Here is a 21,188-nt window from a genome sequence, read left to right on the forward strand (position 1 = left end):
AGGACCTCAGAAAAAAATTCTGGGGGTATAAAGTGGGGGAATATCGTTACGTGCGGCACCTGCTCGGCGTGTCGTTTCTTGCGCTGGCATGGCCGGGAATGGCGAGCGCGCAGGTCGCTGCCGATAGCGTTACCCCTGCACCACAGGACGAGACGCCCCCCGTCACCGGCGTCGCTGCCTCGACCGACCGGATCGACGCGAAGCAGGACAAGGTCGATCCCGCCGACGTCATCGTCACGGGCACGCGGATCATCCGCCCCAACATGGCGAGCAACGCGCCGATCGCGACGATCGACTCGACCTATCTGAAGGAGCGCGGGCTCGCGCGGGTCGAGGATGCGCTCGCGCAATTGCCGCAGGTCACCCCGATGCTCGGGTTGCAGGGGCAGAGCTGGACGTCGGGCGCGGCGCCGGTGGGCTTGCGCAACCTCGGCGCGGGCCGCACGCTGACACTGCTCAACGGGCAGCGGATGGACAATGACGTCAACATCATCCCCGGCGCGCTAATCGACCGGATCGACATCATGACCGGCGGCGCCTCGGCGGTCTATGGCTCGGACGCGATCGCGGGCGTCGTCAACTTCATCCTCAAGCGCAAATTCGACGGCATCGCCTTCGACGGCGAGGTCAGCGGGTTCAGCCACAATAACGACAGCGCGCTGCTGCGCGAGACCGCGCAAAAGGCTGGCTACACCTATCCACGCGGACCGTGGCTGGGCGGCGGCAATTACTTTGCGTCGCTGGCGGCGGGCAAGAACCTGCTCGGCGGCGCGCTCAACATCAGCGCGTTCGCGACCTACAAGCTGGCGCTGCCGATCGCCTATCGCGACATCGACACGGTCAATTGCCCGCTGCTGATGTTCGACCCGAACAATCGCGACGCCGGCAACACCAGCTATGCGTGCGACGGCACCACCTACAACCCGTACAATTACTTCAGCATCAACAATCAGGACCGCACCAACCTTCGCGACGGGTCGCGCGGCTTCCGCCCGTACGACACCGCCGACGAGGTCCGTATCCAGCGCGTCGACTCGATCCAGCGCCGCAGCGAGACCTATAATGCCGGCGGCTTCCTGACCGCCGAACTGCCGCTCGGACTGCGCCTCAACGGCAGCTTCCTCTACAGCCGCATCAACGAGCGCGGCGCCAACTCGGTCGACGGCGGCCTCTACACCCCGTCCTCGCCGGTCAATTGCGACAATCCGTTCCTCAGCGCGGCGCAGGCGCAGGAGATTTGCGGCGCCAGGGCGGGCACCACCGCGCTCAGCGACCCGATCGCGCTGTCGCTGTTCCGGCCGGGGATGATCCAGAACTTCCGCAACACCACCACCGACTGGCGCGGCTCGCTCAACCTGTCGGGGCGGATCGTCGACAGCATCCGCTTCGAGCTCAGCTACCAGCAGACCCGCAACATCATGGAGGGGGCGTCCGACCACCTGTATTTCGACGATCAGGTCGACCGGCTGACCAAGGGGCTGCAGGTCCGCAACGTGGGTGGCGTGCCGACCTGCCTGTCGGCGATCAACGGCACCGATCCCAACTGCCAGCCGATCGATGCCTTCTCCTCGAACGCCACGATCAGCGACGCCGTCTACAATTATGTGACCGGCGACGGCAGCCGCCGCCAGCAAAACGATTTGCAGGTCTTCAACGGCGTCATTTCCGGCACGCTCGAGAAATACGGGCTCAAGAGCCCGTTCGCGACCAGCGGCATCGGCTTTGCGGTCACCGGCGAATATCGCAAATACCGCAATCAGTCGCAGGGCTTCGGCGCCTGGTCGACCTTCACCACCTTTGACGGGCGGACCAGCGTGAAGGAACTGGGCGGCGAGATCGACATCCCGCTGATCGAGGACAAGCCGTTCTTCAAGGAACTCAGCATCAACGGCGGCTACCGGATCTCCGATTACGACGTCTACCAGAAGCTGATCCGCAGCTGGAAGGCGGAGGCGAGCTGGGCGCCGGCCGACGGGCTGCGCTTCCGCGGCAGCTACAATCGCGCGGTGCGCGTCGGGGTGCAGCAGCGGCTCGAGGGCGAGAACCGCTACCCCAATAACCTCCAGCTCGATCTGTGCGCCCCGCCGCGCGCTGCGAGCGACGGCAAGGGCGCGACCCGCTATACGTTCGACCAATGCTCGATCGGGATGACGCGCGCGCAATATGACGCGCTGGGCAGCTACACCGGGTGCGATTCACAGGGCTTCTGCCCGACGACGCTGATCAACGGCGGCAATCCGGACCTGCAGCCCGAACGCTCGCGCAGCAAGACGCTCGGCGTGGTGCTGCAGCCACGCGGCATTCCCGGCTTCACGGCCTCGGCCGACTGGTACGACATCAACATCCAGGGCGCGTTCGAATGGACACGGATCGGGATGGCGTTCAACCAATGCTACGACAACAAGGTCGAATATTTCTGCCAGTTCTACAAGCGTGATCCGCAGACCGGGCAGCTGCTGGTCGCCGACGCCCGCTACAACAATTCGGGCTATACCGCGACGCGCGGGATCGACTTCAGCACCAGCTATTCACTCGATCCCAAGCGGCTCGGCATCGCCGACAACCTCGGCACGTTCGGGCTGAACTTCAACGGCACGCTGACCACCAAGTTCGAGCGGCAGTTCGCACCGGGTAATACACCCTGGTCGTGCCTCGGTTATTTCGGGTTCGCCTGCGCCGACCCGATGCCGCGCTGGCGGCATGTCGCGGGGGTCAACTGGCAGCTGCCGTGGATCAAGGGCGGCATCGGCTTCACGTGGCGCTATATCGGCGGGACCGAGAATTCGAAGCTGTCGAGCAGCACGGTGCTGAAGGCGGCCGCGGGCCAGACCTATCCGCTCGCCAACCGCATCCCCGCCTACAGCTATTTCGATTTCAACGCCAACGTGACGCTGGTGAAGGGGATCGACGTGCGCTTCAACGTCCAGAACCTGTTCGACAAGGACCCGCCGCTGATCGGGCAGGACCTCACGTACGGCACCGGGCAGTATTTCAACACCTACCCGACCTATTATCAGGTCCGCGGCCGGACGGTGCGGGTCGGCCTGTCGGCGCGCTTCTAGGTGGTGCGTGCGCCCCGGTGTCGGATTATGCGACGACACCGGGGCGCGCCAAGTATCGGCACGCTCTCATACCCGGCGGTATTGGCATCCGATCCGCAGACCCCAGGCATACATGAATATATTTCCATATTTACATAGGCTTCGGCTGCATCGATCACGTTTTTACTCCTGCACTCCAACAGGATAGATTCCACTTCGAGTTTCTTAGTAACTTGTCATATTTATTCCTCCGCCCTAATCTTTCCACGGATCGTCGGTCGAGCCGATGACCTTGGAGAGGAGTTGAACCATGTTTTCATGGAAATCAGTCTGTTGTCTGGCGTCCGCGCTGATCGCTGCGACGACGCCCGCGCTGGCGGAGTCGGTCGCGATCAACAACGGATCGCAGTTCGCCGATACGGCCGGCAATGCGATCCAGGCGCATGGAGCCGGGATCATCAAGGTCGACGACACCTATTACCTCTTCGGCGAAAACCGCACCGGCTATCTGTTCAAGGCGGTCAGCATGTACCGCTCCACCGATCTGAAGACCTGGACCTTCGCCAGTGACGTGCTGACCGCGGCGTCGGCCACCAGCCTCAACACCTCGAACATCGAACGGCCCAAGATCATCTACAACGCCGCGACGAAGAAGTACGTGCTATGGGCGCACAAGGAAAACGGCACCAACTATAACGAGGCCAGGGTCGTCGTCGCGACCTCCGACACGGTCGACGGCAATTACGTCTATCAAAGCGAGTTTCGCCCGCTCGACAACGAGTCGCGCGATATGACGTTGTTCCTGGATGACGACGGCACCGGATACCTCATCTCCGCCGCCAAGAACAATTACGACCTCAACATCTACAAGCTCAACGACAGCTTCACCGGCATCGACTCGCTGGTAAAGGTGCTGGCGGGCAATCACCGCGAGGCGCCGGCGGTGTTCAAACGCGACGGCGTCTATTTCCTCATCACCTCGGCCGCGACGGGATGGAACCCGAACCAGGCCGCCTATCAGACCGCCACCAGCATGGCCGGCCCCTGGACCGCGCCGACCACGTTCGGCGACCCGCGGACCTACAACTCCCAGTCGACGTGGGTGCAGCCGCTGACGGGGGCGGGGACGGGGCCGTGCCGAACGGCTGCGCCTTGGGCGCGATGCCTTTCCAGCGCTCGGGCATATCGACCTCAAGGTGGTCACCGCTGCCGATGTCTTGGCGATGGTGCGCAGCGTCAAGGCGCGCGGCGCACTCGACGTCAGCCGGCGCCTGAAGCAGCATGTCAGCCGGATCTACCGCTTCGCCATCTCGGTGGGCTGGGCGGAGCGCGATCCTGCTGAACATCTCGGCGACCTGCTCAAGGCGAAGCCGCGGGTGCGCCACATGCCGCGGGTCGGCGTGGACGAGCTGCCGGAGCTTGTACGCGCGATTGATGGCTATGATGGTGACGAAGCGCCGAGGTGGCGGGCGGTCACCCGCGCGGCGTTGCTCTTCACCTACTGACATGGGCGCGGACCAACGAGACGCGGCTGGCGACATGGGACGAGTTCGAGGGGCTCGATGGTCCCGAGCCGCTGTGGCGGGTGCCGGTCACCCGGATGAAGATGCAACGCGAGCATCTCGTGCCGCTGTCACCCGCAGTGGTGGCGCTGCTGGCTGACGTGCGCCGCTACAGCCGTAGCCGCTATGTCTTCGCCGGCGAGAAGCCGGAGCAGGCGATCTCGCAGAACACGATGATCTACGGCTGCTAGCGGATAGGGTATAGTGGCCGCCAGTCCGTCCACGGCTTCTGCGGTCTCGCCTCGACATGGGCCAATGAAACGGAGTGCTATCGGCCGGACTGGATCGAGCTGGCGCTCGCCCATGTCGAGCGCGACGAGGTGCGCGGCGCCTACAACACCGCACTATATCTCACCGCGCGCCGCCGCATGCTGTGTGCATGGGCGGAGTTCGTCACCGGCATGACGGCGGGCGCCGCCGGATTAGCGGCGCGGCAGCTCGTCGACGTGGAAGAACACCGGATTGTGCAGCCGGACCTCCAGCTCGCTGGCGCGCCAGCCGACGCAGCGCCTCGAGATGGCGATCTGTCGCGGGAAGCTGCCGTCCGCCACCTTGCGGTACAGCGTCGAACGGCTAGGGCCGGTGCGCTCCACCACCGCGCCTAGCCGGATGATGCGTTCGGGATGCAGTGAACGGTCCATGGCGTGCTCGCAGCTTCAAGGGGTGTTGCAGACATAGCGGGACAGGGGTGCGAGTGGTTGCAAGAGTGGCGGGAATGCATCACTGCCGCCGGGTGTGCGCCATGCCGGCACCGCGTACGATGCTTTTCATTGACCTGCGTCGAAATAAATATCAGTCAGACAGATTGGGCAGGTGCACCGTCATCGAGGTGCAGCCGAAGCCGTAGAGCAGCGGGTCGGGCCCCAGCGGATGCCGATCCTCGTAGTTGAGCCATGCTGCCACGTTGGGATGTCGGGCGCAAGCCCGATCGTCGCTAGTCTCATGTCCGACATGGTGGGGCCGCCCGGCGGCGACACGAACGTCATGCCCAGGCGCCCCTGGTGGAACATCTCGGTCCTTACGATGGTCGCGCGTGCCGATCCACACAGTTCGTCCATCCGCAAGCGGACCCTTGCGTCGGCGCTGGCATCAATCACGAGCCGTCCCTCGGTCCTTGCCTTGAGTTCGTCGATCCCCAAGGTTGCGATGTCGTCCCGCACAGCCGCGGACTGGCCCTCGTCATGCCAGAGCGCGTCGGCCAGCCGCTTCGCCTAGTCGGCCTTGTTGGCGTAGACGTCCTTAGTGCGGGCTGAATGCCGGGTCAGGTTGTGCGGGTGGATCCGGTCCTCGTCCCAGACCAGCACGTCCTCCATTCCAGAGCGGCCGAGGCTGTCGTATATCGCGCTGCCCAAGGCGCCGTGCCCAAGCAGCGCGACGGGCGGCAGCGGGGCGACGCCGGCCACCCAGCGCATGAGCGATGGTCGTGACGGATAGTCGCCGACGGTCATTTCGATGCGGGTGTCGGCGTCGAGGATGTCCTTGTCGAGATCCTGCGAGATCAGGAAGTCCCGCAATTCGAAGCTCCGGGTGGCGGGGATGTCGGAATAGCCGAAGAATGCGCTCATGATCGGCGCAGGTCGCCATACTCCTATGATGACCACCATCGCCTTCCCGCCCGGCGGCGGGCGGTGGCACCGAAAGGGGACGCAAACTGCTGGCAGACGCCCGGCGCAGCGATGCCCGCCAGCTGCTAATGTCCGCCCTGGGAGTCGGAATCGTGACCGTCACTTCGTTAATCACCGCCATCGAGGAGCCGACCAACTTCAAGCGGTTGCGATTTGTCGGCGCCTAGGCGGCGTGGACAAATTCGAGCCAGTACCTTGCTGTGGCGAGGTGAACCATGCCGAGGAAGCTGCTGGCCAGCTGGTCGTAGCGGGTGGCGATGGCGCGAATGATCTTGAGGTGGCCGAACATACGCCCGATGCGGTTGCGTTGCTTGTAGAGCGTTCGGTCATGTTCGATCCTCATTCGGCGGTTTGACCTGCCGGAGATGACGGGTTCTATGTTTCGCTTTGCAAGGTCGGCACCATCCCCGGCGTCTGGGCGGACACGTCCGCCGGCATTGCGGCGAACACGGTCCGCGTGCGTGGTATCCCGCTCGACGGCTATCGGGCGGCCGCGATCGAAGAAGACGGGCTGCCGGTGCAGCACAATACCTTGCCCTGGACCGATGTCGACCAATTCATCCGCCCGGACCTCGGTCTCGAGCCGGTTGACTATGTGCGCGGCGGACCGTCGGCGATCTTCGCCAGCAGCGCCCCGGGCGGTATCCTGAATCTGCGTACCCGCCGTGGTGGCGATCGTCGCGCGGGCGGGTGGCGCATCGGTGGCAATAGCCGTGGTCTGGTCCGCGTTGATGGGTATGCGGGCGGCCCGGCCGTTGACGGCTGGCACGTCATGACCAGCGGCACCATGACCCGCGACCCCGGCGTGCGTCGCATCGCGGCGCCCCTTGGCGGCTGGCAGGCGCGGCTGCGCGCGGATCATGACCTGAGCGCGCGGGGACGGTTGTCGCTGGGGGTACGCCTGCAGCGCGGATCCAGGCGAAGAACGTCGTGGCGGCGGTCAACCTCTTCAAGCTCGACATGACGCGTTATCCGACTGCCGAGGAAGGCGTGGATGCGCTGGTCAAGGCCCCTTCCAATGCCCAGGCTTGGAATGGCCCGTATTTGCCGCAGGAGACCGCGACCGTCGATCCATGGGGGCGCAAATATCTGATGCGGAGCCCCGGCGAGCACGGCGACGTGGATGTCTACAGCCTTGGCGCGGACGGGCAGCTTGGCGGAACCGGTGAGGCCAAGGATGTCGGCAATTGGTGAGCCTCGCGTCGCCGCGGCGCAGAGCGGGTACACGCTGCTGGAGGCACTGGTGGTGCTCGCCATTCTCGGGCTGGTCGCCGGGATCGGCTTTCCGCAGATCGACAGGGCGCTACGTCTGCAAAGCGCCCGGGAAGGCGCCGCGCGGCTCGAACGCGCGCTCCATGGGGCGCGGGCGACGGCCCCGCGGCGAAGTGAGGCGGTGCGCTTCGTCGTCACGCCAGACGGGCATGGTTTCGGCTACGGGGAACGACTCGAGCGGCTGCCTGACGATCTCGTCGCCGCGTCGCCGGAAGGCGACATCGTGTTTTTCCCGGACGGGAGCGCGCATGGCGGCACGCTTGAACTGCGCGGATCGGATCTGGTGCGCGGCTGGCGCATTCGCGCGGTCGGTGGCCTGATCGAGCGGATGCCGTGAGCCGGCGTGCGCAGACCGGGTTCAGCCTCTTGGAGTGCCTGGTGGCGCTGACCGTCATCGCGACGATGGCGGCGATCATGATGCAGGTGATCGCCAGCAACGCCCGGGCGACCCGTGATCTCGCCGAGAAGCGGATGGCGATCTTGTTGGCGCACTCGCTTCTCGCGCAATCCGTCATGCTGCGCGGCACCGCCCGGGCGCGCGACGAGGGGCGATTCGGCGTCCTCGCGTGGCGGATCGATCGGCGTGCCGCCCCGGGCGACGCCGCGGCGGCCGTCCCGCTGGAAGAGGTGGAGGTTTCAGTTGCGGACCACCACTCGGGCCGGTGGCTGACGCGGGTCAACACCCTGCGACTGGTACGCTGAGTGATGCGCACTGTCATGGCGCCGCCATCCGCCCGTGCCGGGTTCACGCTGATCGAACTGCTCGTCGGGCTTGCGGTGATGGGCATGGCGGCGACGATGGTCATGCAGGTGCTGGGCATCGCCGCCATCCTCGACAGGCGGGAGCAGCGAGGCGACCAGGCGCTCGACGAGGTAATCGCCGCCGAGCATTTCCTGCGCAGTCAGGTCGCGCGGCTCCGTCCGTTGCCCATGGTGAATGCGGAGACGCCGGCCATCCATCTGCGCGGGACCGCGACAATGCTGGGCGTCGCCGGTCCACCGCTCGACCGGAACGCGTCAGGCTCGTTGCAATGGTTTCGGCTCATCCGCAGCGCTGAGGGCGCGTTAATCCTGTACACGCTGGGAATGCGGCGAACGGGCGTCGATGTCGGTGGGCATGATCTGACCGGCTGGACACCGCACGTCGTGATCCGCGGCGTCCGCGACCTGTCGATCGCCTATTTCGGCCCGGCCCGTGGGCGCGCTCCGGGGGAGCGATTGCGCGGCTGGCAATCGGTCTGGTGGGAACGGCCGACCCTGCCCGAACTCATCCGCATCCGCATCGGCTTCGCTCCTGGCGATCCGCGCGTCTGGCCTGACCTGCTGATCCAGCCGCAAGCGACCAAATATGGCATCTGCCCGGTCGATCCGACGACCGGGCGCTGCGTGGAGGAGCGATGAACGCGTGTACCGTTCTCAACGCCGACTTGCGGACGCTCGGGCGGTGGGCGGCGCAGGGCTGGGCATGGTGGGTCACCGAATTGCACGCGATCGTCCCGGCCGGCGCGCGCCGCGAGGAGCGAGACCGGCTGCCCGCCTTCCGCCTGAACGGCGCTGCGCTTGAGCCTGCCGAGCGGGTCCGGGCAGGGGGGGGCGTGCGGCGGGGCACACGAGCGATCGTCCGCGTCCCGTCCGATCGCTGCCTCATCAGGTCGATCGAGCGGCCGCTGATGAGCGACCAGGACCTGCAGCGCATGATCGCGTTCGAGCAAGAGACATTGCTGCCCTTCCCGCCGGACACGTCACTCGTCGCTGGCACGCGGCTCGGGCCGGCCGGATGCGGATCGCGGTCGCCGGGATGCCGAAGCAGACCGCTTGCACCATCGCGGCGGCGGCCGAGCGGCTCGGCATCCAGCCCGTGCAGGTACGGCTTGACGGCCCGCTGCCGGTCGGCGCTGTCGATTTCGCTCCGGTGATGCGAGCCGTGGGGCTGACGGCGATCACCCGCAGCGCGATGCCGTGGGCCTGGGGGTTGGTGGGCTTGCTGTTCCTCCTCAACGTGGCGGTGATGATACGGCGCGATGCGGATCCGGTCGCCCGGCTCGACCGGATGGTGCAGGCGCAGCAGCCCGCGCTGGCCGTCGCCCGCTCTATCGATCGCCGCGCGGCCCGGGATCGCACGATGCGCCGTCATGTGCTGGCGGTGCGCGCGCGTCACGATGCGCTGGGCACGCTGGTGCTCGTCAGCCGCGTGCTGCCGCCGGGCGTGCGGGTCCAGCATTATGGCTGGGACGGCGAGACGGTGCGGCTGACGGGCGACAAGCCGCCGCGAACCGACATCACGCGGGCCTTGCGCCGTGCCGGCCGGTTCGTCGCGGTGCAAGCCCTGACCGACGAGGCACTGCCAGCGACATCGGGTGGCGAGCCGTTCGATCTGACCGCTCGGATCCGACGGTGACGCGCGCGCTGTCTCCTCGAGAGCGGCGGCTCGTCGCGCTTTTGATCCTCGTCGCGCTGCTGGCGCTATGCTGGTTCGTCATCGTTTCGCCGATCGTGGCCGGCTTTGCGGAGCGGGCTGCGGCCCGTGATGCCTTGTCGCTGCGCTATATGCATGATCTCCAAACCATCGCCGCCATCCCGCGGCTGCGCCGTCAAGCAGAAGAGGAGCGGGCCGCGCTGGCGCCGCTGATCCTGCGCGTCCGTGGCGGCGACGATGCGCGCGAATGGCTGAAGTCGCGACTGCAACGGACCGTCGAGCAGAGCGGCGGCGAATGGCGCGATGCAGTCGATGCCGGCGCGCCGCCCGGCTGGGCGGGGGCGCGGGCCGATGCCCGCCTGACGGAGCCGCAACTCGTCGGAGTCCTGAAGGCGTTGCAGATCGGCCCACCGTGGCTGGTGGTCGGCCGCCTGACCGTCGTCGCTGATGGAGCCGCGGTCCCGAAGGATCCATCCGTTCTGGAGGTGCAGGTCGACGTCATGGTACCGATCCGTGCTGCCGCCACTTGATCGCGCGGCGCGCCTGCCGTTCGCCCTGGCGGTCCTTCTGCTGATCCTATTGCTTTACCAGGTTCAGGCGGGGAGCGAGGTCATACCGCTAGAAGCGGGACCGATCGGCAGCGGCCCGCGTCAGCCGTCGCCTGCAGCTATCGAGGCACCGGTATCCACACCGGCGGTGATCCTCGCCCGCTCGATCTTCGCGACGGCGGGCAAGCCAACGCCGGCTTCGGCCGAGGACCAGCCGCTTGCCGGGGTGACGATCGCCGGGTCGATCCGCTCCGGCGAGCGGCAACTCGCGGTGGTGCAGGGACCGGGCGCCGTCACCCGTATCGTCGCAACCGGCGGCCGGATCGGCGACTGGACCCTGGTCGGGCTGCGACCCGACGGCGCGGTCCTGCGTCGCGGTGGCCGGCAGATCACCCTGCCGTTCGGTGCGCGGACCGCCAGCGCTGCGCCCCCCCAAAGGAGTTCCTGACGATGCGTAAGCCGGTTGTCGCGGCCACCCTTCCACTGTTGCTTGTCTCGCCCGGCTGCGCGCCGCATCCCGCGTCGCTGCCGCTCGAGACGCCGGCGCCGCCCGCGATCGGTGCCGGCGGCGAGCAGGCGGATGCGCAGCTACGGTCGACGATCCTCGGCGGGACGCCACTGGAGCCGGCGCGTAACGACCCGGCGGGCGGGGCGGCCCGCCCCCCGCGGGCCGGCACCATTGGCTTGAACCTGCCCCAGAGCGACATCGGTGCGGCTGCGGCGGCGGTCGAGCGGGTGACGGGCATCCCGATCCGGGTCGATACGGGCGCCGCCGGCACGGTGACGCTCGTGACGCCGGGCAAGGTGGCGCGATCCGGAGTCTTGCCGCTGTTCGAGGCCGCGCTGAAGACCGCCAATCTGGCGCTGGTTCCGGCTGGCGGCGGCTATGTCGTGCGTCCGGTGGCGACCGCGCAAGCACCGGTGGCGAGCGATACGGTCGGCTACGGGACGGAGGTCATCACATTACGCTTCATCAACGCCGACGAGCTCCGCAAGGTGCTCGACGGCGCAATCCCTGGCGTGGTCAGCGCGACCGACTCGTCCGGCAACCGCGTCACTATCGCCGGCACAACCGGCCAGCGCAACAGCGCGCACGATCTGATCAGGCAATTCGACGTCGACTGGCTGCGCGATATGGCGTTCGGGCTGTTCATCCCGGAGCGCACTGACGCACGGTTGATCGCGCCCGAACTCGACAAGCTCATCAACGCCGAGAATGCCCCAACCCGCGGGCTCGTGCGGCTGATCACCATGGAGCGGTTAAACGGTATCCTCGCGATCAGCCGCGAACGGCAATATCTAGACGACATAAAGCGCTGGATCGAGGTGCTCGATCATGAAGGCGAGAGCGCTGTGAAGCGCATCTACGTCTATCGTGTGCAGAACGGCCGCGCGCGCGATCTTGCACGCACGCTGAACCGCGCGTTCGGCAACGGCGGCGGCGGGGATACCGACGAGATCGGCGATCCGTTCGCGTCCACAACGGAACGCGGTGGACGGGGCGCCGGTCCCGCATCTTCCCGCCCGAACGATGCACCGAACTCACCGGTATCGCGCCCGGCGGAGCCGCGCAGCGGACAGGACCCTTTGGTCCAGACGCCGTCCGGGCGGGAGATGAACGGCCGGGTCAGCGCCGACGAGGTCAACAACGCCGTCGTGATCTATGCATTGCCGCGCGACTATGCGGTCATCGAGGATGCGTTGCGCAAACTCGATGTGCCGCCGGTGCAGGTCATGATCGAAGCTGCGATCACGGAAGTGACGCTCAACGAAACACTGCGCTACGGCGTGCAATGGAACTGGCTCACTGGCGACAGCAACTTCCGCGTCGCCGACGGTGCGACGGTGCCGACCGCCCCCGGGCTGCCGGGCTTTTCCTATTTCCTTGCCGGGCGAAGCATCCGCGCCGCGCTCAACGCGCTTGAGCAACGGACCCATGTCAAGGTCGTGTCGGCGCCGAAGCTGGTGACGCTGAACAACCGGACCGCCGCCTTGCAGGTGGGCGATCAGGTGCCGGTGTCGGCCGGCAATGCGGTGAGCGTCCAGAACCCGCAGGCGCCGATCGTAAACTCGATCGAATATCGCGACACCGGCGTGATCCTGAAGGTCACACCGCGGGTCAATGCCGGTGGTGCCGTCCAGCTCGACGTGTCGCAGGAGGTGAGCGACGTCAGCACCAACGGCAATACCGGCGCGGAGCAGACGACGCCCTCGCCGACGATCTCGACTCGTCGGATAGCGACGACCGTCGCGGTGCAGGACGGGCAGGTGATCGCGCTGGGCGGACTGTTCCGCGATGCGCGGTCCTCCGGCAAGCACGGCCTGCCGCTGCTGTCGCGGCTTCCAGTCCTCGGCAGCCTGTTCGGCAGCCACAACGACCTGCAGGCGCGCACCGAGTTGATCGTGCTGCTGAAGCCGCATGTTATCCGCACGCCGGATGACGGCCGTGCCGTCACCGAGGAGTTGCGCGCCAAGCTGCGCACGCTTGAACCGTTCCGGACTCAGGGCAAGATCCCGTGATCGCCCGGCGCGAGCGCGGCTATATCACGGTCGCCGCTGCGGCGTGTATCGTCGTCTTCGCGCTCATCGCCATGACCCTTGTGTCGTCGATGCAGATAGCGACGGACGACGCCGTTGCCGAACAGGCGACATTACGCGCGGGCGCGGCGGCGGATGCCGGCTTCGCGCTCGTCATGGCGCGGCTGCTCTCGCCGGAGGCGGGCGAACGCGCCTTTGCGGATGGTCGCACCCGCACGTTCCATTATCGTGACGCGGTCATCCACGTTCGGGTCGAGGATGAGCGGGGCAAGATCCCGCTCAACGGCCTGACCGAAGATGTCGCGACGCGCCTGCTGGAGGCGGCGGGGGTGGAGGGCGGACGGCTGCTGGTTGCACGCGACTCGTTGCTGGACTGGCAGGATGCCGACGACATGCCGCGCCCGTTCGGTGCCGAGCGCGGCGATTATGCCGACAGCGGCATCCGCCCCGCCAACGGCGATCTGGACTCGATCGACGAGTTGCGGCTGGTGCGTGGTTTCGACACGCGCACGATCGCGAACCTTCGATTGCTCGCGACGGTCTATGTACCGCCCGGCCGGTTCGACCCGCGCGTCGCGCGGCCGGAGGTGTTGGCGCTGATGTCGGGGACCGGCGCAAAATCGGCGATCGCCGCCATCGAGAGAGCCCGGGAGCGGGCCAGGCAACGAACCGCCATCGCCTTCTCCGGGCCGAAGGACTGGCGCGGTCGCTCGTTGTCGATCGCCGTCGAGGCGCAAGTGCCCGATGGCAGGGCGGTGCGCCGGAATGTCGTCCAGTTCACTGGCGACGCCGCCGTCCCGTATGTGGTCATCGCCGCCGACTGAGTCTGCGCGTCATGGTCGTCGCGGGATGGCCGGCAATGTCAGGCCCCATGGCGTGAACGGCGTCGAAACGGAAGACGGACCATCCACGTGGGTCGGCGGCAAGGCGGCTAAAGGCGCGGCTGCGATGTTCGCGCGCTGCAGATAGAAGATGTGTGCGCCGATCTTCGTCGGTCTGACCAGCGTCGACGCCCAATAGAGGTGGACGTAATCGGCGTGATAATGCGTGGCAAATGGCACGCGCGACGGCAGGCGCCCGGCCAGCGCGTCGATGGCGACGACCCGGGCGGCTTGCAGGACGCGAGCCGGAAGCTGGCGGCGGTAGAGCGAACCGTCACAGGTGAAGGTGAACTGGCACCCGGTGCGACGCTTCGCGCCCGCGAACACCACACCGCATACCGTCTTCGGAAAGGCTGCGTCGTGCCAGCGATTGAGCACCACTTCCGCCACCGCCTGTTGCCCCGCCAGACTTTCGTAACCGGCCTCATAAGCAATAGCCAAGCTCAGACAATGCACAGCCGTTGCGGGATCCTCGATAGTAGCGGGTGTGAATTCAACTGCTTCTGCACGCGCTGCGCAAGATGATAGGCAGACGGCCGCAATCAGCGCTCGTAGCATTACCTGTTCCTGCGCCGGACATCGCCTGATCGGGACTGCGTATAACAGGTGCACTATGCCTTTTTGATGACGCCCGATATTATCCCGCCCGCCTTTAATGACGCCGTCATGTTCGCGCCTGATAGGAACCGGGTTGGTCCTGCTGACCGGACGGGGCATGGGTATGATTATCAAGCCGATGATTGCGGCATCGGTCCTGGCGCTCGGAACAATGGGGGTGCTGCCGATGGAGCGAGGCGTCGCGCACCGGCAGGATGGTGCCAGGCCAGCGATGTTGCCGCCGCGCGTGCTGCACTGTTTGCTCGGTCGGGTCGTGAACTTCGACGCGTCGCGTGACCAGCCGGTCGCCGAATATCGGTACGATGGACGCCATCGCCTAACCCTGTTCCTGCCCCCCGTTCCTGCGAGAACCACACCGCCGCCCGATGCCACCGCCGCCCCTGAGCCGGTGGACCCCCGCACACGGATCGTCGCTGATCCCGATGGTATCGCCGGGGCGGCAGCGTCCAGGCCGTTCCATCGCGTAGTCGATCTATGGCCATCGCGCGTGGAGATGATGACGCCCCTCAGCGACGTGGTCGCCAACGTGATCGTGATCGCGCAGGTCACGCCCGACCAAGCCGATGCCACGATCTTCATGGCCCGCGCGAACGATGCCACCACTTATGATGTGCAGCATCTTTATTTCGGCCGATGCCGCGTTGCCCGATCCTGAGTGAACTCTGCAGGCGCAGGGACGGGCAGGGTGCCCCAACGCCCTCGCACCGGGCGAGCACGGCATGACGGTTCAGCTCGGTTGTGTTCTCGCTGACGGCAATTCACGAAAGTCGCCACACCCGGCGATGGCGGCGTTCTGTCGGACGAACCGTCAAATTAACCACGCCGTGCCGATGACGATCATCTATTAATTCATCGGGCCGATGATTGCACGAGTGGACTGCGAGTACGGCCGGGCCGATGCGGTGCGACCCCAGCGGGTGTTGGGCTTGTCCGTCATGGTGAACGTCAACGTACCGCCGGCCCGGATCTCAGAGTCTCTGAGATAAGTGCGGCCGAGCGGCCGATCGTTCAGCGCGATCGAGCCTATGTACCGGTTCGCGTCGGAAAGATTCCGGGCGTTGACGGTGAAGGTGCGCCCGTTCGGCAAGCGCAGTTTCGCGCCGGAAACGAACGGGCGTCCGATCACATATTCGTTGCTGCCGGGCGCGACCGGGTAGAAGCCGAGCGCGGTGAAGACAAACCACGCTGACATCTGACCCAGATCGTCGTTCCCGCTGAGCCCGTCAGGCGTTGCCTTATACTGGCTCGCCACGATCTGCGCGAGGCGCTCCTGCGTCCGCCACGGCGCGCCGGCATAATTGTAGAGATAGGCGACGTGATGGCTTGGTTCGTTGCCGTGGATGTACTGCCCGATCAGCCCGGCGATGTCCTCGGCATGGCTGTAATCGAGCTTGGACATGTCATAATCGAACATCGCGTCGAGTTTCTTGATCGCGCGCGCGTCGCCACCGAGCAGCCGGAACAGTCCCGCCTGATCCTGCGGCATGAACCAGCTATATTGCCACGCATTGCCCTCGGTATAATCGGAGCCGTAGTTGATCGCGGTCGGATCGAATGGCGTCCGGAACGCGCCGTCGCTGCGGCGGGCACGCAGCCAGCCGGTCTTCACGTCGAAGCTGTTGCGCCAGAAGGTCGCCCGACGATCGAAGCGCGCCGCCACGTCGGTGCGCCCCAGCGCCCCTGCCATCTGCGCGATCGTCCAGTCGTCATAGGCATATTCGGCGGTCTTTGACGCCGCCTCCGGTTCGCGATCGATCGGGACATAGCCGCGGGTCATGTACTCGCCCAGCCCGCCATAGGGAGCGTAGCTGGCGCTGGCGACCATCGCGTCGAGCGCGGCATTGGCATCGAAGCCGCGAATGCCTTTCATGTAAGCGTCGGCGATCACCGGAACCGCGTGGTAGCCGATCATCGTCCAGGTCTCACGCCCGGCAAATTGCCAGACGGGCAAGATGCCGTCCGGGCTGAAGCGCTGGCTCGCGAGCAGCGAATTGACCACATCGCTAGTCGTGCGTTCGGGCTGCACCAGCGTCAGCAGCGGATGTTCGGCGCGGAACGTATCCCAAAGCGAAAATGTCGATCGCTGCGTATACCCCTCGGCGCGGTGGACCTGATCGTCGGGTCCGCGCCAGCGACCGTCGGCATCGCTCCACACGCTGGGCGCGATCAGGCTGTGGTAGAGCGCGGTGGCGACGATCGTCTTCATCGGCGTCGGCGCATCGATCTCGATGGCGCCAAGTGCGTCGCGCCACGCTGCCTGCGTTTGCGCCCGGACGGCGTCGAAATCGCCCGGCTCGGCGTCGAGATTGGCGACCGCTCCGGCTTCATCGACCCCCGATAACGCCACCTTCACCTCGAGCGGGCGATCAAGCGCGCCGAAATCGAGCCGCGCTTCCAGTGCCCGACCCAGCTTCTCGGCGAGCATGTCGGTGCCGCGTCCCGGCGGTGCAAAGCCCTTGTACGTGACGTCCTTGTCGCGATCGAGCAACGCGTGGCCGGTCAACGGCGCGGAGAAACGCATCGCGAAGAACAACTTGCGCCCCGGTGCCCAGCCGCGCGTCTCGCGAAAGCCGGTCAGCGTGCCGTCGGGACGCAGGTGCAGCCCGGACCACAGGATCTTCCCGGGATAATTGTAGAGCGAACTGCGCAAGTCGACGATCAGATGCGCGGCCTGTCTGGCGGGAAACGTATAGCGGTGAACACCAATGCGCGTGCCCGCGGTCAGCTCGGCGCGGACCTTCGGGCCGTCGAGCGTCACCGCATAATAGCCGGGTGTCGCCTGCTCGCTGGCGTGCGAGAAGCGCGAGCGATAGCCGGGCACCGCCACGGTGCCCGGATCCATAGCGACCGTTTCGCCGGACGTGGGCATGACCAGAATGTCACCGAGATCGGAGTGACCCGCGCCGGAGAAATGCGTGTGGCTAAAGCCTTCGATGGTTGGATCATCGTGCCGGTAGCCCGCGGCATGCGCGTAGCATTCCCGGATGACGCAGGCGGTGTCGGTGTCGGGCGACAGTTGCACCATGCCGAACGGGGCGACCGCACCGGGAAAGGTATGGCCGTCGCCGCCGGTGCCGATGAATGGATCAACGGCGGCGATCGTGTCGGCGATTTGCGCCGCCACCGGCGCAGCGGTGAGGGCCATCGTCAGCGCGGCGACGCCAAATGCCGCGAGCGGGTTCCGCCGCTGATCGTTGCTCATCACGCGCTCCGTCGTTCATGCCGATCGAGCGGGGCTGATGGCATGTGAGCAGAATAAAAACAGCAATTTTCGTGATTTGCTTGGAAGGATCATTCCCGGGAAGCCAAGCCACGGTTGCACCAACAGCAGGTGGCGCAAGGAGCGTCATCGGCAACGACGATGATCTTGTGTTCCGCGTGTCCCGCGAGCCGGGTTCGCGCTGTTACCGTTATCGCAACCTGCATTAAGGCATTGATTACAAAACATTTCTGCGGGTTTCTATTTGACAAGTTGTTTTCTTTATTGCGACAAGCCGGTTGTCGTAGCGGCAACGAGCGGGTGCGCCTCTTCAGCGTGAACCGACGCCATCTCAGGAGCGTGACGTTGCTGCGACACACAGGGAGCCGGTTACGGGCTGACGCTCGGCCGGGACAAGGGAGAGGTTGAATGTCCGATCGTCACCATCGGCCGGGTGTGCCCGGGCGACGTTTGATGACGTTGCTGCTGGCGACCGCCGGCTTCAGTGTCGCCGCTGGGGTCCATGCCCAGGAAACCACGCCAGCCACCGCGCCCGCGGTCGCGCCTGATGCCGCCACGCCGGCCGCTTCGGTCCCGGATAGCAACGTCGGCACGGCGCAGGACGCCGGTGCCGCACCCACCGGAGCTGCAGCGGCAGGCGACATCGTCGTCACCGGCTATCGCCGCTCGATCGAGGAGAGCCTCAGCCGCAAGCGCGAGGCGAACGCCTTTGTCGACGTCATCACCGCCGAGGATATCGGCAAATTTCCCGACAAGAACGTCGCGGATTCGCTCCAGCGCGTCCCGGGCATCATCATCGACCGCGACGGCGGCGAGGGCTCGCGTGTCAGCATCCGCGGTCTGCAATCCGACCTGACGCTGACGCAGCTCAACGGCAATTTCATCGCTTCCGCCGATGATAACGAGCCGTCGCGCTCGTTCAACTATCTGCTGCTGCCGTCGAACATGATCGGCAGCGTCGACGTCTTCAAATCGCCCGAGGCACGGCTTGACGAAGGCGGGGTCGGCGGCACGATCATCCTCCACACGCGGCGTCCGCTCGACCTGAAGTCGTTGAGCGGCTTCGTGTCGGTCGAGGGTACCTACGCCGATGTGACCGAGAAGGTGCAGCCGCAGATCGGCGGACAATTGTCGTGGAAGAACCAGGACGAGACGCTCGGTTTCCTCGTCGGTGCGACCTATCAGGAGCGGACGGTGCGCGATCACCGCGCCGCGGCGTCGAGCTGGAACTGGTGGACCTACGACCGTGCGAATGAGCCCGCCACCGACGTCAACGGCAATCCGTACGCCAATGACGATGCGATCTCCTATTGGCCAGAGGACAGTGGCGCGACGACGCAGGCCGGGCAGCGTTTCTCGGGCTATTGGGCGCCGCAGCAGGTCAGCCAGACCGTCACCGAGCAGAACCGCAAGCGGCTGGGTATCCAGGCGACCGCGCAGATGAAGCCGTTCGACGACTTCACCGTCACCGCCAATTACTTCCGCTTCCAGGTCGACGACGATTATATCAGCAACGGCATCCAGATCCCGGAATGGGGATATGGCAACTTCTTCTCGGGCGCGACGCTCGACAAGAGCGGCACGATCTTTCAATCCGCGCAATTCCAGGTGCCCGCGGATGGCACGGGATGCCGCGTGCAGGTCGGCAACCAGCCGCCGTGCACGATGGAGACGCCGCAGATCTACGGCACGTACAGTCGTGAGAAGGCGGTTTCGAACACCTTCGACGTCGAGGGCGCGTTCAAGCGTGACCGGTTCGAGGCGGTGTTCAAGCTCGGCAAGACCCGCGCGACCGGCGGCCCGTCCGCGCGTTTCAGCGTAGCGGCCAAGCCGCGCGTCGTGAACGGCATCGTCGGGATCAACGGCAACCAGTATAGCGCGTGGAACTTCACCGATCAGTCGGCGAACTTCGAATTCTCGCCGGAGCTTCAGGACAATATCAACAACGGCCTGACGCAGATCGATCTGGGTTCGACCAATTCGTCGTTCAACCGCAGCTCGATCGCGCAACGCTATACGCAGCTGGACCTCACCCGCCGCTTCGAAGCCTTCCTCGATTCGGTGCAGGTCGGTGCCAAATGGCGCGATGGACAGGTCAATCGCGCGACCGGACGTAACGAATGGTACGCGGATCCCGCCACCGAATTGCGCTACCAGGACACGCCTGGGGCGGCGACCACCCGGCCGGGCTTCTTCTTCGACAAGCCGCTCGGCAATATTGCCGGCGGTTTCAGCGGCAATGCCTTTCCGGCGATCGATTTCCGCAACTACCTCGGCTATCTGAACAGCACCTACGGCGACGCGGTGCGTGTCGATGAGACCGGGTTCGTTTACGGCATCGGGGAACGCATCTGGGCCGGATATGTCCAGACCAATTTCAAGACGGAGCGTTTCCGCGGCAATCTGGGTCTGCGTTACGTCAACACGCGCCAGACCGGTGTCACGTCCGACCGGTTGCAGATCCTGAACGATTATTGCGTCAACGCAGAGGGTGGCCCGTTCGTGACGCCACCGGTCGGCGCGGACGGCAATTGCATCACGCTGCCGCTCGCGCAGCGCGAGACGATCGTCAACACGAAGCTCGACCAGACGCGAACGTACAGCGACTGGCTGCCGAGCCTGAACGCCTCGTACGACCTAACCGACAACCTGCTGCTGCGTGGCGCGGTGGCGCGGGTGATCGCGCGACCGGCGTTCACCAACCTGGGGTCGCAGCGCAGCCTGACCTATCGCTCGCCCGAATATGCGTTCGATCGCCGGCAATTCGGCGAGCGCGAGGGCTGGTCGGGATCGGGCGGCAATGGCGCGCTCAACCCCTTCAAGGCGTGGCAATACGACATCGGCATCGAATGGTATTTCAAGCGCGGGTCGGTGCTGGGTGCGACCGCGTTCCGCAAGGATGTGTCGGACTTCATCGTGCCGCTCGTGCTCGACGTCACGCAGAACGTGAACGGCGAGCCGGTGCTGATCCAGCCGTACAGCACGGTCGCCAACGGCTCGAACGCGCGCTCACAGGGTGTCGAGCTCTACGCGCAGCACACGCTCCCGTTCGGGCTCGGCGCACAGGTGAACTTCACCTACAACGACACGTCGGTGGCGCAGATCACGCTGGAGGGCCAGAACGTCGGCAGCTCGCCGCTGGTCGGCAGCGCCAAGACGCAGATCAACGGGTCGCTATTCTACGAGAACGATCGCATGCTGTTGCGCACGTCGTACAACCGGCGCGGCGAGGTGGTGCGCGGGCTGCAATCCGGACTGAACGTCTATGACGATCCCTATGAGCAGATCGACCTAAACGCCTCGTATAATCTGTTCGAGAATTTCGTCCTGAGCGCCTCGGTGATCAACCTGACCAAGTCCGAACAGCGCCAGCATCTCGGCAACGACACCGGCGCGCGGTTCATCTCGAACGTCTATTCCGGCCGACGTGCGTATGTCGGCGTATCGTACAAGTTCTAATGCCGGTT

Annotated in this window: 20 protein-coding genes and 1 pseudogene; 16 read left to right on the forward strand and 5 right to left on the reverse strand. The window is 65.7% G+C overall.

The window, feature by feature from the left end; genetic code table 11:
- Positions 1–32: 32 nt before the first annotated feature.
- The 4 genes and pseudogenes from BACI71_RS07290 to BACI71_RS17890 all read left to right on the forward strand — a co-directional run bounded on the left by BACI71_RS07290 (position 33) and on the right by BACI71_RS17890 (position 4,794).
- Positions 33–3,062: a TonB-dependent receptor domain-containing protein gene (locus BACI71_RS07290; protein ID WP_159756970.1), complete on the forward strand. Its 3,030-nt coding sequence runs from the start codon at positions 33–35 to the stop codon at positions 3,060–3,062.
- A 289-nt stretch (positions 3,063–3,351) separates the two neighbouring features.
- Positions 3,352–4,080, forward strand: a pseudogene (locus tag BACI71_RS07295) (family 43 glycosylhydrolase); the annotation flags it as partial.
- Between the two features lie 157 nt (positions 4,081–4,237).
- Positions 4,238–4,546: a phage integrase central domain-containing protein gene (locus BACI71_RS18240; protein WP_443018455.1), complete on the forward strand. Its 309-nt coding sequence runs from the start codon at positions 4,238–4,240 to the stop codon at positions 4,544–4,546.
- Positions 4,504–4,794, forward strand: a complete 291-nt coding sequence (locus BACI71_RS17890) for a hypothetical protein (protein ID WP_236552879.1) — start codon at positions 4,504–4,506, stop codon at positions 4,792–4,794. The genes BACI71_RS18240 and BACI71_RS17890 overlap by 43 nt, the downstream gene beginning before the upstream one ends.
- A 231-nt stretch (positions 4,795–5,025) precedes the next feature.
- Here BACI71_RS17890 and BACI71_RS07305 read toward each other — a convergent pair whose 3' ends face one another.
- The 3 genes from BACI71_RS07305 to BACI71_RS18245 form a co-directional block, all read right to left on the reverse strand.
- Positions 5,026–5,244 carry a helix-turn-helix transcriptional regulator gene (locus BACI71_RS07305; RefSeq protein WP_159756973.1) on the reverse strand — a complete coding sequence of 73 codons (219 nt, stop codon included), beginning with the start codon at positions 5,242–5,244 and terminating at the stop codon, positions 5,026–5,028.
- A 570-nt stretch (positions 5,245–5,814) separates the two neighbouring features.
- Positions 5,815–6,168, reverse strand: coding sequence for a ThiF family adenylyltransferase (locus BACI71_RS07310; RefSeq protein ID WP_159756976.1), 354 nt, complete (start codon positions 6,166–6,168; stop codon positions 5,815–5,817).
- A gap of 223 nt (positions 6,169–6,391) precedes the next feature.
- Entirely contained in the window at positions 6,392–6,571 is a 180-nt protein-coding gene (locus BACI71_RS18245) for a transposase (protein ID WP_268894075.1), read from the reverse strand.
- 114 nt (positions 6,572–6,685) lie between these two features.
- On the opposite strand from BACI71_RS18245, the gene BACI71_RS18250 reads away from it, so the two are divergent.
- The 10 genes from BACI71_RS18250 (at position 6,686) to BACI71_RS07360 (ending at position 13,826) form a co-directional block, all read left to right on the forward strand.
- Positions 6,686–7,192, forward strand: a complete 507-nt coding sequence (locus BACI71_RS18250; RefSeq protein ID WP_443018456.1) for a hypothetical protein — start codon at positions 6,686–6,688, stop codon at positions 7,190–7,192.
- Positions 7,159–7,422 carry a type II secretion system major pseudopilin GspG gene (gene gspG, locus BACI71_RS07320; protein WP_236552880.1) on the forward strand — a complete coding sequence of 88 codons (264 nt, stop codon included), beginning with the start codon at positions 7,159–7,161 and terminating at the stop codon, positions 7,420–7,422. The genes BACI71_RS18250 and gspG overlap by 34 nt, the downstream gene beginning before the upstream one ends.
- On the forward strand, positions 7,406–7,837 hold the full coding sequence (locus BACI71_RS07325) for a pilus assembly FimT family protein (RefSeq protein WP_159756979.1): 432 nt from the start codon (positions 7,406–7,408) through the stop codon (positions 7,835–7,837). The genes gspG and BACI71_RS07325 overlap by 17 nt, the downstream gene beginning before the upstream one ends.
- On the forward strand, positions 7,834–8,202 hold the full coding sequence (locus BACI71_RS07330) for a type IV pilus modification PilV family protein (protein ID WP_236552881.1): 369 nt from the start codon (positions 7,834–7,836) through the stop codon (positions 8,200–8,202). The genes BACI71_RS07325 and BACI71_RS07330 overlap by 4 nt, the downstream gene beginning before the upstream one ends.
- 15 nt (positions 8,203–8,217) lie before the next feature.
- Positions 8,218–8,901 carry a prepilin-type N-terminal cleavage/methylation domain-containing protein gene (locus tag BACI71_RS07335; RefSeq protein WP_236552882.1) on the forward strand — a complete coding sequence of 228 codons (684 nt, stop codon included), beginning with the start codon at positions 8,218–8,220 and terminating at the stop codon, positions 8,899–8,901.
- A gap of 376 nt (positions 8,902–9,277) precedes the next feature.
- On the forward strand, positions 9,278–9,898 hold the full coding sequence (locus BACI71_RS07340; RefSeq protein ID WP_159756988.1) for a hypothetical protein: 621 nt from the start codon (positions 9,278–9,280) through the stop codon (positions 9,896–9,898).
- Complete coding sequence (gene gspM / locus BACI71_RS07345) at positions 9,895–10,446, forward strand: type II secretion system protein GspM (RefSeq protein WP_159756991.1); 552 nt, start codon at positions 9,895–9,897, stop codon at positions 10,444–10,446. The genes BACI71_RS07340 and gspM overlap by 4 nt, the downstream gene beginning before the upstream one ends.
- Positions 10,430–10,912 (forward strand): hypothetical protein, encoded by a 483-nt coding sequence (locus BACI71_RS07350; RefSeq protein ID WP_159756994.1) that lies wholly within the window; start codon positions 10,430–10,432, stop codon positions 10,910–10,912. Before gspM ends, BACI71_RS07350 begins: the two co-directional genes overlap by 17 nt.
- A 2-nt stretch (positions 10,913–10,914) precedes the next feature.
- A complete protein-coding gene (gene gspD / locus BACI71_RS07355) occupies positions 10,915–12,984 on the forward strand; it encodes a type II secretion system secretin GspD (RefSeq protein WP_159756997.1) in 2,070 nt (689 codons plus the stop codon).
- A complete protein-coding gene (locus BACI71_RS07360; RefSeq protein WP_159757000.1) occupies positions 12,981–13,826 on the forward strand; it encodes a general secretion pathway protein GspK in 846 nt (281 codons plus the stop codon). Before gspD ends, BACI71_RS07360 begins: the two co-directional genes overlap by 4 nt.
- Positions 13,827–13,835: 9 nt before the next feature.
- Here the strand turns inward: BACI71_RS07360 and BACI71_RS07365 are convergent, their stop codons facing one another.
- Positions 13,836–14,441: a cell wall hydrolase gene (locus tag BACI71_RS07365; RefSeq protein WP_159757003.1), complete on the reverse strand. Its 606-nt coding sequence runs from the start codon at positions 14,439–14,441 to the stop codon at positions 13,836–13,838.
- A gap of 133 nt (positions 14,442–14,574) precedes the next feature.
- Between BACI71_RS07365 and BACI71_RS07370 the strand changes: the two genes are divergently transcribed.
- Positions 14,575–15,156, forward strand: a complete 582-nt coding sequence (locus BACI71_RS07370) for a hypothetical protein (protein ID WP_159757006.1) — start codon at positions 14,575–14,577, stop codon at positions 15,154–15,156.
- Positions 15,157–15,345: 189 nt separating this feature from the next.
- On the opposite strand, the gene BACI71_RS07375 is transcribed toward BACI71_RS07370, so the two are convergent.
- The gene (locus BACI71_RS07375; protein ID WP_159757009.1) at positions 15,346–17,703 is read right to left on the reverse strand and encodes a GH92 family glycosyl hydrolase; all 2,358 of its coding nucleotides are present in this window, start codon (positions 17,701–17,703) and stop codon (positions 15,346–15,348) included.
- 426 nt (positions 17,704–18,129) lie between these two features.
- Between BACI71_RS07375 and BACI71_RS07380 the strand changes: the two genes are divergently transcribed.
- Positions 18,130–21,180 carry a TonB-dependent receptor gene (locus tag BACI71_RS07380; protein ID WP_236552883.1) on the forward strand — a complete coding sequence of 1,017 codons (3,051 nt, stop codon included), beginning with the start codon at positions 18,130–18,132 and terminating at the stop codon, positions 21,178–21,180.
- Positions 21,181–21,188 lie beyond the last annotated feature (8 nt).

This window comes from Sphingomonas sp. 8AM (assembly GCF_902506455.1).
Taxonomy (GTDB): Bacteria; Pseudomonadota; Alphaproteobacteria; order Sphingomonadales; family Sphingomonadaceae; genus Sphingomonas.

Coding starts and splice junctions, on each gene's coding strand:
- BACI71_RS07305 (WP_159756973.1), bottom strand. CDS start 5,244: ATGGACCGTTCACTGCATCCCGAACGCATCATCCGGCTAGGCGCGGTG.
- BACI71_RS07310 (WP_159756976.1), bottom strand. CDS start 6,168: ATGAGCGCATTCTTCGGCTATTCCGACATCCCCGCCACCCGGAGCTTC.
- BACI71_RS18245 (WP_268894075.1), bottom strand. CDS start 6,571: ATGAGGATCGAACATGACCGAACGCTCTACAAGCAACGCAACCGCATC.
- BACI71_RS07325 (WP_159756979.1), top strand. CDS start 7,406: ATGTCGGCAATTGGTGAGCCTCGCGTCGCCGCGGCGCAGAGCGGGTAC.
- BACI71_RS07335 (WP_236552882.1), top strand. CDS start 8,218: ATGGCGCCGCCATCCGCCCGTGCCGGGTTCACGCTGATCGAACTGCTC.
- BACI71_RS07340 (WP_159756988.1), top strand. CDS start 9,278: ATGCGGATCGCGGTCGCCGGGATGCCGAAGCAGACCGCTTGCACCATC.
- gspD (WP_159756997.1), top strand. CDS start 10,915: ATGCGTAAGCCGGTTGTCGCGGCCACCCTTCCACTGTTGCTTGTCTCG.
- BACI71_RS07365 (WP_159757003.1), bottom strand. CDS start 14,441: ATGCTACGAGCGCTGATTGCGGCCGTCTGCCTATCATCTTGCGCAGCG.
- BACI71_RS07375 (WP_159757009.1), bottom strand. CDS start 17,703: ATGAGCAACGATCAGCGGCGGAACCCGCTCGCGGCATTTGGCGTCGCC.
- BACI71_RS07380 (WP_236552883.1), top strand. CDS start 18,130: ATGTCCGATCGTCACCATCGGCCGGGTGTGCCCGGGCGACGTTTGATG.